Below are 16750 nucleotides of genomic sequence, written 5' to 3' on the forward strand. Positions count from 1 at the left end.
TATTACGTAAGGTGGGCATTGCTCACCCTACAATATACATGATTTTGGAGTTTAAATTATGACAAATGCAAAAAACATCAATAAACCATTATTTTCTCAACATTATTTAGACTATCGAATTCAAGAATGTCCAGAATGGAAATTAGATATTAAACTAGATTTTGAGAAACTAAATAAACTCTATTTATCAAAAAAAGCGATTTTACCGACTCTCAATGAAGCGCAAACAGAAGATGTATTTATTAAACCTGTATTAGATATTTTAGGCTTTTCTAATATTCCTCAAGTCGTGACTCGTGGTAAAGGTAGAGCCGAACGTCCTGATTATGCGTTGTTTGCAAATGAAACTGAAAGGGATACAGCTTACTCTTTTCAAAATAATGAAACTGCTTTTTATGGTAGGGTATTAGTTATCGCAGAAGCTAAATATTGGGAAAGACCATTAAGTAAAGTTTCTGCTAATGATAAAAGAGATATTTTCAAGAATGAAAATCCATCTTTTCAAATTTCTAGTTATTTGACTGGTACGGGAGTTGATTGGGGAATTTTAACCAATGGGAGAGAATGGCGTTTATATTATCGTCAAGCATCTTCTACCGCAACGGAATTTTATCCTATTGATTTGGTAGAATTATTAGAAACTGAAGATTTGGAAAAGTTCAAATATTTCTGGTTATTTTTTAGAAGTGCTGCTTTTGAAAAAGATAGTTACAATAAAAACTTTTTGGAAAGAGTCAGAGAAGGAAGTACAACCTATGCGACTCAAGTAGGAAATGAATTAAAAACATTGGTATTTGAGCAAATATTTCCTGACTTAGCAGGGGGTTTTGTTGCAGACGCTATCAGACGGGGAAAAACTGGAGAACCAAAACAGGTTTATGCAGCTACTTTATCATTTTTATATAAGTTGTTATTTCTATTATATGCTGAAGCGAGAAACCTATTACCAATTACCACAGCTTACCGTGATTATAGTTTGATTAAAATTACTCAAGAAATAGCGGAAAGTGTTGATAAACAAAAAACATTAAGTGGAACTTCAACAAAGATTTATAAGAGTTTATTAGGTTTATTTGAAATAGTAGATAGAGGTGATTCAGCTTTAGAAGTACCTCGTTATAATGGTGGTTTATTCCATTTTGATTTTCATGAAGTTGAGGATATCAAAGATTATCCAGATAATTATTTCTTGTATGAACATCAATTATCTGATGCTGTCTTATTTCCTGCTTTGGATAAATTAGCACGGTTTGAAAAATTACCCATTGACTACAGCTTTTTAGGTGTGCGACAATTGGGTTCAATTTATGAAGGTTTATTAGAATATCGCGTAGTGATTGCAGATGGAAATACGGGTAAAGTTTATTTAGAAAATGATAAGGGTGAACGCAAAGCTACGGGTTCTTATTACACACCTGATTACATTGTTAAATACATTGTTAGTCATACTCTCAAACCGATTTTAGAGGAGAGAAAACAAAAATTTGCGGATTTGATGACGCAAATTAGCCAATTACATGAAAAAATGGCAGATGGTAGATTAGGAGTACAAAGCCGTAATGGTTTACAAAAAGATTTACAACGTTTAGAAAGAAAAAGTACAAATACTCTCCTTGATATTAAAATATGTGATCCTGCAATGGGAAGCGGACATTTTTTGGTAGAAGCTGTTGATTATTTTACAGATGAATTAATCAGTATTTTAAATGAATATCCTGAACATAATCCGGTTTTGGAGATGTTGAAACAAACCCGCGAGGGGATTTTAGCAAATTTACAACAGCAGGGAATTACTATTGATGTCAATAAGTTAGAAGATACTCAACTTTTGCAACGGGTGGTAATGAAACGCTGTATTTATGGTGTGGATTTGAACCCAATGGCTGTAGAATTAGCAAAGGTGAGTTTATGGTTACATTCCTTCACAATTGGCGCTCCTTTGAGTTTTTTAGATCATCATTTGCGCTGCGGAAATTCCCTTATTGGTACGACTGCGCGAGAAGCAGAAGCGAATATGGTAAAAGAGGAAAGTGGACAATTAAATTTATTAACTGGTCCCTTTGTCGGGTTGTTACGTGCTGCGGAAATTATGCGCGGTGTGAGTACGTTAAGTGATGCAACTTTTGCGGAAGTGGAAACTAGCGAAAGGTTATTTAAGGAATTTGATCAAGCTGCGAAACCTTATAAACGGTTATTAGATATTTATGTTTCTAAATATTTTGGTTTGAAACGTGCTGATCATTTCTTACGGGTTTATGGTACAAATGCGATTAATGCTAACCCTGAAAGTATGAATGCTGCTGATATTGCAGTATATGAAGACGCGAGAAAGTTATTTGAAGAAAAGCGGTTTTTTCATTGGGATTTGGAATTTCCAGAGGTTTTTATTGATTTAGAAAATGCAAGTTGGAAAGAAAATCCTGGTTTTGATGCTGTGATTGGAAATCCTCCTTATGGTTCTTTTTTAAACGAAATAGATGCTAATTATCTAAAGAATAATTATCAATATGTTCAGTATAGAGCAGAAAGTTATGTTGCTTTTATGGAAAAAACTTTTTTGCTATTAATACGTCATCTTGGTTTAGTTTCACTTATTGTACCAGATAACTGGATGTATCTTGATTTTACGGAAAACTTAAGAGTTACTTTTTTGAAAACAGGTTATTTGAAAGCAATAGTAGCACTTCCTAAGACAGTTTTTTCTGACGCTACAGTTGATACAAGTATTTATGTAATTCAGAAGAAATTATCTGATCAATTAGAGTATAGTGATGTTTTGATTATACCATGCCATAAAAATAAATCTTTAGTGAATCTTGATGACACAGACCAAATAAATTATTATAGAACCCAAGATTACTGGCTAAAGTTTCATCAACATATTATTAATCCATATCTTTATCCAAAAGAGGCTTTAATACTTGAGAAAGTTGCTGATAAGAGTGATGACTTAAATAAAATTGTAACTATTAGCTATGGACTTAAAGCTTATCAGAAGGGAAAAGGGAATCCTCCTCAGACTTCTAATATAATGGATTCTAAACCATTTACATCATTAACAAAGGTAGATAATTCATTTAGTCCTTTCTTTGAAGGTCAGTCTATAAATAGATATTCTATTATTTGGAATAATGATAATTGGATTAAATGGGGTAAATGGCTGGCCGAACCAAGAAATGAGGATTTATTCAATAAAGAACGCTTGCTTTTTAGAAAAGTTGTTGGTACTAGATTATTTGGAAGCTTTTATGAAAAAGAAGCTTATAGTAATACTTTATTATATATTATCAAGACTATTTATCCACCAGTGTCAAATTATCACCTTAAGACATTACTAACTATATTAAATAGTAATCTTATAGGTTTTGTTTTTCGCAAAAAATTTGCTATTAGGGAAGATGATACATTCCCTCAGATCTTGTTAGATGATTTTGCTGCGCTTCCCATTCCCAAAATCTCCTTTACAACTCCCCTAGAAAAACGCCAAGCATATCTAGAAAATATTATTAGTTTTTACCAACAATATCAAATCAATCATAATCCAAATATCCTATTTACCCAAATTGATTACCACCTCAATCAACAACCATCAGAAGCGGATGTAATTCATGATTTTCTCGCATATTTAGCCGAACAAATGATAGAACTAAATAAACAAAAACAAACAGAAACTAAAGGCTTTTTGACATGGTTAGAAAGATTTATCGGTACTGATATTGATAATCTTACCAATAAATCGAAAATTCAAAATTATTTAGGTGATTATTATAAACAAAAGCAAGGAGATAACCATTTAACCTTTGATGAATTAATTGGTATCCTCAAGAAAAATCAGAAAAAACTAAAAATAGATCCCACCGCGAGAAAAGAACAGGAAACATTAGCAAAAGAATATCAATCAAGTTTAAATACACTCTTACCAATCAAAAAACAACTAAAACAATGTGATTGGTTAATTGATGAAATCGTTTATCGGTTGTATGGTTTAACTGAAGAAGAAAAAGCCATAATTCAAGGATAAAAATATCCCCGACTTCTGTTTTCATTTTGTAAATAAATGATAGATTTTTGTTAGAGGATGTTTGAAAAGTCCCTCATGGTGTATCAAATATTTTTAGATCCCCCTAAATCCCCCTTGAAAAGGGGGACTTTGACTCTAGTTCCCCCCTTAGCAAGGGGGGTTAGGGGGGATCTGTAAGTGCCTAAAATCACAGCCTAAAACTTTTCAAACACCCTCTTAGAAGTCGGTGATTTGGATTACAATGAAAAAAGAATTGGTAATATCAATCATGCTAAAATACAGCCAATTAAATTATTTACCCTCATCTAAGGAATTACCCGACTCTGACGACACACCAGTGGATAACGAACTACAAGATTTAATTCCCGGTTTATTAAAAGCCATGTTAGCCTTAATCTGGTTCCAAAGATGGGATTGGTTTTTTGGCGTAGACATGGGAATATATTATGATCCAGATAAACCTGCAATTGTCCCAGATGGATTTTTAAGTATTGGTATTCCCAGATTAATTGATGAAGATTTACGCCGCAGTTATGTATTATGGGAAGAACAAAAATTACCGATTTTAGTGTTAGAAATAGTGTCTCATACCTATAGGGGAGAATATAGCACTAAGAAAGATTTTTATGCTCAAGAATTGGGGATATTATATTATGTAGTTTATAATTCTCAGCGTAAAAGAAAACAACGTTTAGAGGTTTACAAATTAGTCAATGGAGAATATAAATTACTGTCAGGAAACCCTGTTTTTCTACCAGAGATAGGGTTAGGAATAGGAATGGAAAAAGCAACATATCAAGGAATAACTAGGGAATGGTTATATTGGTTTGATGAAAATGGAAAACGATTTTTAACACCGGAAGAAAGGATGCAACAAAGTGAGGAAAAACATTTAGAATCTGAAAGAAAATGGTTAGAATCTGAGAAAAAAGCTAATAAATTAGCAGAGATGTTAAAAAAATTAGGAGTTGATCCTGAAAATTTATAGCGTGTGAATTAAATCTGCAAAACCGTAAATACTAATTCCTAATAACAGTAATGCGGTAAATTGGGTAAGGCGTTGTTGAGTTAAAACTGTCTGGTTGTTGCCGGTGGGAGACATTGCTTCCCGGACTAATATAGAAGTTGATGCTCCCACGACAAAACTTAAACCTAGTATGATGTAGGGTTTATCTGGGACAATGATGGAGACTGTCAGCAGAGCGATCGCTAATGTTAACATTAATAACTCCACAAATCGGGGTGGATGATGTTGAATCAATAAAATCAAGCTGTTTAACCAAAAATTCCAAGTTCTCATAATTTGTCAGTTGTCAGTTGTCAGTAGGGGCGAAGCATTTGGAAGATAAATTATCGGTCATTGCCAAAAATAGTTCTCCAAATGCTTCGCCCGTACAGTTGTCAGTAGGGGCGAAGCATTTGGAAGATAAATTATCGGTCATTGCCAAAGATAGTTCTCCAAATGCTTCGCCCGTACAGTTGTCAGTAGGGGCGAAGCATTTGGAAGATAAATTATCGGTCATTGCCAAAGATAGTTCTCCAAATGCTTCGCCCGTACAGTTGTCAGTAGGGGCGAAGCATTTGGAAGATAGATTATCGGTCATTGCCAAAGATAGTTCTCCAAATGCTTCGCCCGTACAGTTGTCAGTGGTTAGTAGACAGTTTACTTTCCACTGACATCTACATTATCACTAACGAGCGCCAGCTTTCATCCCTGCACCATTTTTCTGGGTTGAATCTTCTGGAAGTTCCACACCAAAAACCCGACAAAAGACCTTTTCCACTTTATAGCCAGTATCAATAGATTCTAAAGGATCTTTCCGCAAACGGTGACGCAGACATAAAGTAATTACCCGACGGATATCGTCAATTGTAACTTCTGTCCGACCTTCAAAAGCTGTCAAGGCTTTAGCCGCACGGTTCGTCACGATGTCACCCCGCAACCCGTCCACATCTAATTCTGAACAAACTTCGGAAATTTTCACCCGGAAGTCATAGTCTAAATTAACTTGTGGTAATAAGTTTTGGGCATTGACAATTTTCTCTTGTAATGCTACTTGTGGTGCTTGGTGTTTTTCTAAATACACAGGCGGATTTTGGTCAAATTCACCCCGTTCCTCCACAATTTGTACCCGTAAAGCTGGTTCTTTAACGGTATGAATTTCCGCGTGCATTCCAAAACGGTCGAGAAGTTGAGGACGTAATTCCCCTTCTTCAGGATTTCCTGAACCAACGAGAACAAACTTCGCAGGGTGACGGATAGAAATTCCTTCCCGTTCCACGGTATTCCAGCCACTAGCAGCGGAATCGAGGAGTACGTCTACCAAGTGGTCATCTAACAAGTTGACCTCATCAACGTAGAGAATACCCCGGTTGGCTTTGGCTAGGAGTCCCGGTTCAAAAGCTTTGACACCCTCAGATAAGGCTTTTTCAATGTCAATTGTCCCACAAACGCGGTCTTCTGTAGCGCCCAATGGTAAATCTACCATTTGCACCTTTTTGTGAGTGATGGGAATTTCTAACCCCTGTGCTACCTGTTGACGGACTTCATCACTCATCAAGTCCGTGTCGTTGGGGTCACTGTTGAAGGGGTCATTGGCGACAACAGGGATTTCTGGTAAAAGGTCCGCCAAGGCGCGGATAGTTGTAGATTTTCCGGTGCCGCGATCGCCCATAATCATTACACCACCAATTTTGGGGTCAATGACATTTAACAGCAGTGCCAGTTTCATTTCTTCTTGACCGACGATGGCTGTAAATGGGAAGACCGCACGACGCGCACTCGCACTAGCTTGAGCAGTTGAAGTCACTAAATTACCTTAACAATATTTTTTATGACAATTCTTTATTTTGACACATTTTGCGAATGTGGGTCAGTTGTCAGTTAAAAACTGAAGGCTATAAGTTTTTTAAATCAGACTTTTACAAAAAAAGCACAAGACTATGTTTATTGAGAATAAGTCTGCTTCATTCTCAAGATTATTGAGAATGCTTGCAATAAGATAACCATTTTACTAGGTTCTTGACCTCTTGACTTTTTGTGCTATTATCAAGGTGTATGATCTGGCTGTTATCATATCTAGATTTTAAAATACAGAAATTGTCAGCATTAGGATAACCAGGATTTAAGAATTGACAGGATGTGAGTAAAATAAAATCCTGTTCATGGTTTGATCTTGTAAATCCTGATTCTCATAAAATTATTAAAATTATGGGAAAAATAACTGAAATTACTGAGAAACAAGTATTATTGTCAGTAGGGATATTCCTCAACTATCAGGACAATTATACTACTAGCAAAATGGATATTAAGGATTTTTATAAAGCCACTAACCCCGCACGCACTCTAAAAGCGCAGAATGTAGAAGATCAAAAATGTTATATTGACTTTTCTAAAGTGCGTGGTGAGGATATCATCAGCACTATCAAAGATAGTATTACAGTGTGGAATCCAGATGAGCCTACCTGTAACCTATTTACTGGACATATAGGTTGCGGTAAATCCACAGAATTATTACGATTACAGGTAGAATTAGAAGCAGCAGATTTTCATGTTGTTTATTTTGAATCTAGCGAAGATCTAGAAATCACAGATATAGATATTGCTGATGTATTTTTAGCCATTGCTAGTCGCATTAGTAAAAGTCTTGAGAAAATTGTTCTCGAAGAACCGAAAAAATTTCAGGAATTACTTCAAGGTGCATGGAACATCTTAAACTCTGAAGTTACAGGTGTTAAAGGTAAATTTGCTGGTCATGATATTGGTTATACTGTTGACGGACAAAAGTTGTCTCTGTCTTTGGGTATTGGGGAAATCACCACAAAAATGAAAAGTGATTCCACATTAAGAACCAAAGTAAATCAATATTTAGGACCACAGAAAACCAACTTACTACAAGCAATTAATCAAGAACTTTTAGAACCTGCTATTTCTAAACTCAAACAACAGGGTAAAAATGGTTTAGTGGTCATAGTTGATAACCTAGACCGTATAGATAATAGTGTTAAATCCTGGGGTCGGACACAACAAGAATATCTATTTGTTGACCAAGGAGAATATCTCACCAAACTGAATTGTCATGTTATTTATACCATGCCCCTGGCTTTGAAATTTTCCAATGAATATGGCACACTAACCCAACGATTTCCAGAAGAACCAAAAATATTACCAATGGTTCCCGTCAAGTCTTCAGATGGTAAAGTCCATGAACAGGGATTAGCACTAATGCAACAGATGATTTTAGCTAGAGCATTTCCTAATTTAGCCCCAGAAGACCGCTTAAATAAAATTACTGAAATTTTTGATGCTCCAGCAAGTCTAGACCGCTTGTGTCAGGTTAGCGGTGGTCATGTGCGCGATATTTTGCGGTTATTAAACCCCTGGATTATGAAAGATAAAAAATTTCCTCTCCAGAGTCATACCTTAGAGCAGATTATTCGTGAACGACGGAATGAAATGTCTTTAACTATTTCTGATGAAGAATGGGAATTATTACGCCGTGTTAAAAAAACTAAGCACGTTAGTGATGATCAAGGATATCAGAAATTAATTCGCAGTAGATTTGTATTTGAATATCGAGATCAGGGTGAATTATGGTTTGATGTCAATCCGATTTTAGCAGAATCAGAAAAGTTGTTTGAATCAGGATATCCAGGATTTAAGGATTAACAGGATTTAGATCCCCGACTTCTGAGATCAATTTATAATTTATGGACACAATAAATCAAAGAAGTCGGGGATCTTATCATCTCACCTGAATTATTGCCTTCGATCAATGTTATTATTTATCGAGGTTAAAGTTCAGAAGTCGGGGATCTTGTTTATCACAAATTAATACTATGAACAACTCACAACAACTAGAAGATTTAGCATGGTCTATAGAAGCATCCCAAGGAGACTTTAAGCTGATTTTAGCTAAATGTAATTATCTCAACTTACAAAATCAACTCATTCAAGAATTACAAAAAATCTGTCAAATTGAAATTCAGATTTTACGACTTCAAGCATCAGAAAGAACATTATATAATGCGATTCAAGAAGAATTTAATCAGGAAATTGCAGCATTAATGATTGTCGGTTGGGAATCTTTACCGAATTTATCAAAGATGTTCAGTTCAGCTAATCAAGTCAGGGAAGAATTTAGAAATAATTGTTCATATCCCCTAGTGCTATGGATTAATAATCAAATATATCAACAAATCATGGAATCTGCACCTGATTTAGAAAGTTGGGGAATTACTATCAATTTCTCTCTTCCTTTTGATGAATTAATTGATTTACTTAAATCAATAATAGATAAGATATTAAATGATGATTTGAATGTAAATCTACAAGAACTTGAATTAGCATTACAAGACTTACAAAAATATGATCAAAAATTAGAACCAGATTTTCAAGCTAATTGTAATTTTCTAAAAGGATTTATTGAGTATAACAAAGAACGATTGGATACAGCTATTAATTACTATCAACAAAGTTTAGATTTTTGGCAAACAACCGATAATTTAGAAATTCCAGGGAAAATACTTTATCATCTGACAATTTGCAATTATGAAAAATTAAGACCTAACCCCCCAACCCCCTTCCCTACCAGGGAAGGGGGAGAAATAATAAATTGTATTCAACAAATATTAGAAAAGTTTAAAAATGCTCAACGTCTGGATTTAATTGCTAATTCTTTATCAAAATTTGGGTTAATTCTCCAAGATTTAAAAGCATGGGAACAATTAAAAACATTATCTCAACAAGCTTTAGAAATACATCAAGCTGAAAATAATATCTTGAAAATAGCGGAAGATTATCTATTTTTAGCAATAGCTAATTTTGAACAATCAAATTTTTCAGAAGCAGCAAAAATTGCTAATCAAGGGATAGGGGTAATTCATGAGTTACCCCTAATAAATTATTATCGTCAAAGTCTACTTTTAATTCTAGCACAAGCTCAAGAAAAATTACAACAATATGAACAAGCAATTAGTAGTTTAGAATTTGCTAAAGATATTGGGGTTATCAATAATCAACCAAAGCTTTATGTTAAAATTCTCAATCTTTTACAAAAACTATTATTTCAAAAAACAGAATATCTGAAAGCTTTTAATACCAAATTACAATCTCGTTCTATTGAACAACAATTTGGTTTGCGGGCGTTTATTGGTGCGGGTTGGTTAAAACCATCAAAAAATACAAATCTAAATGTAGAGACGTTCCATGGAACGTCTCTACAAACAAATTACGGAACGTCTCTACAAACAAATCAAACCATTAAAAAAGAAAATATTTCTCCAGAAATTGAAGCATCTGGACGGAAAATAGATGTAGATGAATTACTAGCAAGAATTGGTAGAACTGATAAAAAAATTATTGTCATTCATGGACAGTCGGGAGTTGGTAAAAGTTCTCTAGTTAATGCTGGGTTAATTCCTGCATTGCAAAATAAAGCTATAGGTTTTCAAGATAATTTACCTGTGACGATTAGAGTTTATAATAGTTGGTTTACAGAATTAGCAAAAGAACTATTAGATGTATTACCAGAAAACTTAAAATCAGAAGATTTAAAATTAGATACTCAAGAAGAGTTTATTTTAAAATTGGTAGAAATTGAAAAATACCGAAGAACAGTATTAATCTTTGACCAGTTTGAAGAATTCTTCTTTGTGTGTCCTGACGATAAAGATAGAACAGAATTTTTTCAGTTTTTAGGGAAATGTCTAAATCATAAAAATATTGGATTCTTGCGAGTAATTTTATCTTTGCGGGTAGATTATTTACATCTTTTATTAGAATGTGATGAAATTACCGATATGAATATTATTGGTGATGGTATTCTGAGTAAAAATGTGTTGTATAAATTAGGGAATTTAACCCCAGAAAATGCTAAAACTACAATTGAGAGTTTAACTAAAAAAACTGATTTTCAATTAGAACCGGATTTAATTAAGCGACTGGTAGAAGATTTAGCGGGAGAAGTAGGTTCAGTTCGTCCCATTGAATTACAACTTGTGGGGGCGCAATTAGAAACAGAAAATATCACAACTTTAGTAGCATATCAGAAAATCGGTAACAAACAAGAATTGGTGAAAAGTTATTTAGGAGAAATAGTCAATGATTGTGGTGAGAAAAATCAAGAACTTGCTGAATTATTACTTTATTTTCTCACAGACGAACAAGGAACAAGACCGTTAAAGACTAAGGCAGAATTAGAAGAAAATTTACAATCATTATTAGAACGAGATAAAAATGAAACTGAGAATAACTTAGATTTAGTATTAGAAATATTTGTCAAATCTGGTTTAGTGGTGTTGTTACCAGAAAATCCCTGTGACCGTTATCAATTAGTTCATGATTATTTAGCAGCTTTTATTCGTCAGCAACAAGAACCACTCAGCCAAAAACTAGAATGGGAAAAACAACAAAGAAAAATCGGTGAAGCTAAACTCAATCGCTTTCTCAAAATTGCCCTGGCAGGTTCAGTAGCCGCAGGAATAGCATTAACCTTGCTAACAGTCACAGCTTGGAATGCTGCAAAAACAGCAGAAACTCAAAAACAACAAGCTGATATTAATGCAATTCAAGCCTTAACTAAATCTAGTGAAGCCATGTTTGCTTCAGGAGAACGCGGTAATGCTTTGATAGAAGCATTAAGAGTAAATCAAAAAGTCAAACTGGCATCTTGGGCAACATTGGATACTCAAGAACCAACGACAGCAGCATTACAGCAAGCAGTATATTTGCAACGTAATGAAAAGCCAGAAAATAGAGCCTTAGCAGTTAATACCCTGAAAGGTCATGAGAGTTGGGTCAGGAGTGTGGGATTTAGCCCCGACGGACAACAACTGGCTTCTGGGAGTGGTGACAAGACGATCAAAATCTGGGACGTGACCACAGGGAAAGTCCTGAATACCCTGAAAGGTCATAAGGGTTGGGTCTCTAGTGTGGGATTTAGCCCCGACGGACAAAAACTGGCTTCTGGGAGTGCTGACAAGACGATCAAAATCTGGGACGTGACCACAGGGAAAGTCCTGAATACCCTGAAAGGTCATGAGGGTGTGGTCTGGAGTGTGGGATTTAGCCCCGACGGACAACAACTGGCTTCTGGGAGTGGTGACAAGACGATCAAAATCTGGGACGTGACCACAGGGAAAGTCCTGAATACCCTGAAAGGTCATGAGAGTACGGTCTCTAGTGTGGAATTTAGCCCCGACGGACAACAACTGGCTTCTGGGAGTGCTGACAAGACGATCAAAATCTGGGACGTGACCACAGGGAAAGTCCTGAATACCCTGAAAGGTCATGAGGGTGAGGTCATTAGTGTGGGATTTAGCCCCGACGGACAACAATTGGCTTCTGGGAGTGATGACAAGACGATCAAAATCTGGGACGTGACCACAGGGAAAGTCCTGAATACCCTGAAAGGTCATAAGGGTGAGGTCTATAGTGTGGGATTTAGCCCCGACGGACAAAAACTGGCTTCTGGGAGTGCTGACAAGACGATCAAAATCTGGGACGTGACCACAGGGAAAGTCCTGAATACCCTGAAAGGTCATGAGGGTTGGGTCAGGAGTGTGGGATTTAGCCCCGACGGCAAAAAAATGGCTTCTGGGAGTGCTGACAAGACGATCAAAATCTGGGACGTGACCACAGGGAAAGTCCTGAATACCCTGAAAGGTCATGAGAGTACGGTCTGGAGTGTGGGATTTAGCCCCGACGGACAAAAACTGGCTTCTGGGAGTGGTGACAAGACGATCAAAATCTGGGACGTGACCACAGGGAAAGTCCTGAATACCCTGAAAGGTCATGAGGGTTGGGTCAGGAGTGTGGGATTTAGCCCCGACGGCAAAAAACTGGCTTCTGGGAGTGGTGACAAGACGATCAAAATCTGGGACGTGACCACAGGGAAAGTCCTGAATACCCTGAAAGGTCATGAGGGTTGGGTCAGGAGTGTGGGATTTAGCCCCGACGGCAAAAAACTGGCTTCTGGGAGTGGTGACAAGACGATCAAAATCTGGGACGTGACCACAGGGAAAGTCCTGAATACCCTGAAAGATAATGAGAGTAGGCTCATTGTGGGATTTAGCCCCGACGGCAAACAACTGGCTTCTGGGAGTTTTGACAACACCATCAAAATCTGGGACGTGACCACAGGGAAAGTCCTGAATACCCTGAAAGGTCATGAGGGTTTGGTCTATAGTGTGGGATTTAGCCCCGACGGTAAACAACTGGCTTCTGGGAGTGATGACAAGACGATCAAAATCTGGGACGTGACCACAGGGAAAGTCCTGAATACCCTGAAAGGTCATGAGCGTGAGGTCAGGAGTGTGGGATTTAGCCCCGACGGCAAAAAACTGGCTTCTGGGAGTGCTGACAAGACGATCATTTTATGGGATTTGGATTTAGATAATTTAGTCACCAGTGGTTGCAATTTGCTGAATAATTATTTGATTGGTAATCCTCAAGTGTTGGCAGAATTAAAGGATTGCCAAACTCCATCTCGGTTATTATTAGCAGCAACGGTGTTGGTTATCCAAGGTGAGAACTTGGCAGCAAATGATGATATGAATGGGGCTTTAGCTAATTTCCGCCAAGCTAAAGAATGGGATAAAAATTTACAATTTGACCCCCAAGCAAAAGCACAGGAGTTTGCTAACAAAGGCAAAGCTAAACGCAAGTGAGCGGAGTGAGGAAGTGTTGTCCAAAAAGGGCAAATTAGGGATTTGAAGGCGGGGAAAAATCCCTTTACTGATGCGGTGTTGAAGGAATTAACCCCACCCCATTGGTGTCAACTTAGGCTACAGATGGCTTATTTGTTGGCTTCCACACCCACCCAGAAATGAATTTCCGGGCTAATAGCGAAAGTAAACTAAAGTTTACTCAAAAATTTCCGGGTTATTTAGTCATCTTCAGATGACTTCTGCTATTAGACTGGGAATTCATTCCCAGGTGGGCTATGGGTTTTAGGTTAAGTTGACACCAATGAAGCTCTTGCTTTACCCCTACGTTTAGAATCAAACAATCCAGCCGTTTCGAGTATAACTTGTGTGTACACGATAGCCTCACAAAGGGGAGGGGACTGGATTTTCTGGTTTCCCCCCAAAGTATCGAGGGATTAAAGGGGGTAATTATCGGATATCAACAATAATTAGCATATAGTAATCCTATTTGATTTGTGAACATTGCCAGAGTCAGATCCCCGACTTCTTAGAGAAGTCGGGGATCTTGTTTTTCATAACTAATTTACGATCGCTATATAGGGCTTGCTGATTAAAAATTGCCTAGTACAGTGTATATTAATAATTGACAAAATCATTAAAGGAGAAATTTACCCCATGAACAAATTATTAGATGAAACCCTATCTAATGAAATTGCCAAAGCCATCAAAAGTAAAGCTAAAAAACCTTTTGATAATGCTTATAAAGCAGTTTTAATCACCCAAGGGGCAAAGTATATCCAAGGCTTTTTAGTATTTGCTGGTCAGCCCTATAAACCAGTTGAACATGGTTGGATTGAAGTTAATGATGTAATTATAGATCCGACACTTCCTTATTTACAAAAAAATCCCCAAGAACTTTATTATTTTCCGGCTCAAGCTCTAAGTACCAAAAAACTCAAAGCCATTGTGGAAGAATCCAAAGAAGATTATCCAGAGGATGATCCTTTACCTATTTATGGCGAAGCCCCCTATGATTATTATGGTGATGTTATGTTGGGGGGGCTAGAATATTTGACAGCTTATCAAGCCGCACAGGCCAAATGTCAAGAAATCAATGGCTTAAATTTTGAAAAAAATTAGTCTCCCAGGGCAGAATTTCACATTATTTTTTTCCTAAATTGTTATTTATGGGCATCTCTCCATCTCCAACTAAATCCAATCCCGAATACCGTCGTCGAGAAAATGACTGGCGGTTATTTTTACGCTTAGTCCCCTATGGTCGTCGTCATGGCAAACTATTAGCAGTATCCATGTTAATGCTTGTTCCGATTGCTGTTGCTAGTGCTATCAAACCCCTATTAGTGGGACAGGCAATTTCGTTAATTCGCAAAGAACCAAGTACATATCAATTTCTGCAAAATATCCCTCTGGGGCAAGGTTTAAATATCTTGATTGGAATGTTGCTCATTGCAACTACTATCCGCTTAGTATTAATAAGTGTCCAAGGTTATTTAGTGCAAAAATTAGGGCAAAAAATCACAGCAGATATTCGTGAAGATTTATTTACTCATGTAACATCTTTAGCTGTGCGGTTTTTTGATCGCACACCTGTAGGTAAATTGATTACTAGACTAACGAGTGATGTCGAAAGTTTAGGAGATGTTTTTTCCACTGGGGCTGTAGGCATTGTTTCTGATTTACTATCTATGGTAGTAATTGTAGGATTGATGTTTTCTATTCAATGGCAACTTGCTTCTTTGTTGATATTCATCCTGTTTCCAATAACTTGGTTGATGATTTATTTTCAACAGCGGTATCGAAGGGCTAATTATAAAACCAGGGAAGAACTTTCTGTACTCAATTCTCAACTTCAAGAAAATATTGTCGGGATTAATATAGTTCAATTATTTCGCCGCGAAAAATTTAATGTTGAGTTATTTCGAGCTGCTAACCAACGTTATATTAAGGAAGTAGATATTAGCATTTGGTATGATTCCGCAGTTTCTGCAACCTTAGAATGGGTTGGTTTAATTGCTATTGCTGGAGTATTATGGTTAGGTGGTTGGTTATTGTTAAATCAACAAATCTCCTTTGGGATTTTATCAGCATTTATTTTATATGCCCAACAATTTTTTGAACCATTACGGAATTTTGCGGAAAAGTTTACGGTGATTCAATCTGGGTTTACGGCTATTGAAAGAGTAGTGGATATTTTAGATGAACCTATCGAAATTAAAGATTATTCTCAGCCTCAAAGTTCAAATTTAGATTTTGAATTTGGCTATATTAATGAGATAGTTTCTAAGTTAGAATCTCAAGATTTTACACCCGTTCCGGCTTTGGGAGCAATTAAGTTTGAAAATGTTTCCTTTGCTTATAAAGATGATGATTACGTTATTAAGAATTTAGACTTTACCATTCACCCAGGGGAAAAGGTGGCTTTAGTTGGTCCCACAGGTGCGGGTAAAAGTTCAATTATTCGGCTGTTATGTCGTCTTTATGAACCAACCCAAGGACGCATTCTGATTGACGGTGTGGATATCCGCGAGATTCCTCAAGTGGAACTACGACGTTATATGACGGTGATTTTGCAAGAGGCGTTTTTGTTTGCTGGTGATGTTAAAAGTAATATTACTTTAGGTGATAATTACAGTTTTGCAGAAATTCAACAAGCAGCAGAAAAGACGAATGTAGCGACGTTTATTAACCAATTACCCCAAGGTTATGATACTCAATTACGAGAACGGGCGACAAATCTTTCTAGTGGACAAAAACAACTTTTAGCCTTTGCGCGGGCGGCTATTCGTAATCCCCAAATTTTGGTATTAGATGAAGCCACAGCTAGTTTAGATGTGGGGACGGAGGCTTTAGTTCAATCAGCTTTAAATCAGTTGTTAATCCAACGGACTTCAATTATTATTGCTCACCGTCTCTCAACAATTCGCAATGTAGACCGGATTTTTGTGTTGAAACGGGGGGAATTAATTGAACAGGGAAGTCATGAAGAATTGCTACAACAACAAGGATTTTATGCCACTTTGCACAATTTACAAATGTTAGGAGCTTAATCAAAGGTCTTGA

Annotated in this window: 9 protein-coding genes; 7 read left to right on the forward strand and 2 right to left on the reverse strand. The window is 36.6% G+C overall.

From position 1 onward, the window contains the following. Positions 1-58: 58 nt before the first annotated feature. Positions 59-4021 (forward strand): Eco57I restriction-modification methylase domain-containing protein, encoded by a 3963-nt coding sequence (locus ANA_RS09910; RefSeq protein WP_015079935.1) that lies wholly within the window; start codon positions 59-61, stop codon positions 4019-4021. Positions 4022-4289: 268 nt separating this feature from the next. Continuing rightward, on the forward strand, positions 4290-5009 hold the full coding sequence (locus ANA_RS09915) for a Uma2 family endonuclease (protein ID WP_041458352.1): 720 nt from the start codon (positions 4290-4292) through the stop codon (positions 5007-5009). On the opposite strand, the gene ANA_RS09920 is transcribed toward ANA_RS09915, so the two are convergent. Further along, entirely contained in the window at positions 5004-5321 is a 318-nt protein-coding gene (locus ANA_RS09920; RefSeq protein ID WP_015079937.1) for a hypothetical protein, read from the reverse strand. The genes ANA_RS09915 and ANA_RS09920 overlap by 6 nt on opposite strands. Before the next feature lie 17 nt (positions 5322-5338). Between ANA_RS09920 and ANA_RS09925 the strand changes: the two genes are divergently transcribed. Beyond that, on the forward strand, positions 5339-5698 hold the full coding sequence (locus tag ANA_RS09925) for a hypothetical protein (protein ID WP_041457915.1): 360 nt from the start codon (positions 5339-5341) through the stop codon (positions 5696-5698). Positions 5699-5712: 14 nt separating this feature from the next. On the opposite strand, the gene bchI is transcribed toward ANA_RS09925, so the two are convergent. Next, entirely contained in the window at positions 5713-6831 is a 1119-nt protein-coding gene (gene bchI / locus ANA_RS09930) for a magnesium chelatase ATPase subunit I (RefSeq protein ID WP_015079938.1), read from the reverse strand. A gap of 491 nt (positions 6832-7322) precedes the next feature. Here bchI and ANA_RS09935 point away from each other — a divergent pair, with 491 nt between their 5' ends. The 4 genes from ANA_RS09935 (at position 7323) to ANA_RS09950 (ending at position 16737) form a co-directional block, all read left to right on the forward strand. Beyond that, on the forward strand, positions 7323-8690 hold the full coding sequence (locus ANA_RS09935) for an AAA family ATPase (RefSeq protein ID WP_041458353.1): 1368 nt from the start codon (positions 7323-7325) through the stop codon (positions 8688-8690). A 170-nt stretch (positions 8691-8860) separates the two neighbouring features. Beyond that, the gene (locus tag ANA_RS09940; RefSeq protein ID WP_015079940.1) at positions 8861-13690 is read left to right on the forward strand and encodes an nSTAND1 domain-containing NTPase; all 4830 of its coding nucleotides are present in this window, start codon (positions 8861-8863) and stop codon (positions 13688-13690) included. Positions 13691-14344: 654 nt separating this feature from the next. Beyond that, the gene (locus ANA_RS09945) at positions 14345-14809 is read left to right on the forward strand and encodes a hypothetical protein (RefSeq protein WP_015079941.1); all 465 of its coding nucleotides are present in this window, start codon (positions 14345-14347) and stop codon (positions 14807-14809) included. A 47-nt stretch (positions 14810-14856) separates the two neighbouring features. Further along, entirely contained in the window at positions 14857-16737 is a 1881-nt protein-coding gene (locus tag ANA_RS09950) for an ABC transporter ATP-binding protein (RefSeq protein WP_015079942.1), read from the forward strand. Positions 16738-16750 lie beyond the last annotated feature (13 nt).

The sequence above is a fragment of the Anabaena sp. 90 genome (assembly GCF_000312705.1).
In the GTDB taxonomy this organism is placed as follows: domain Bacteria; phylum Cyanobacteriota; class Cyanobacteriia; order Cyanobacteriales; family Nostocaceae; genus Dolichospermum; species Dolichospermum lemmermannii.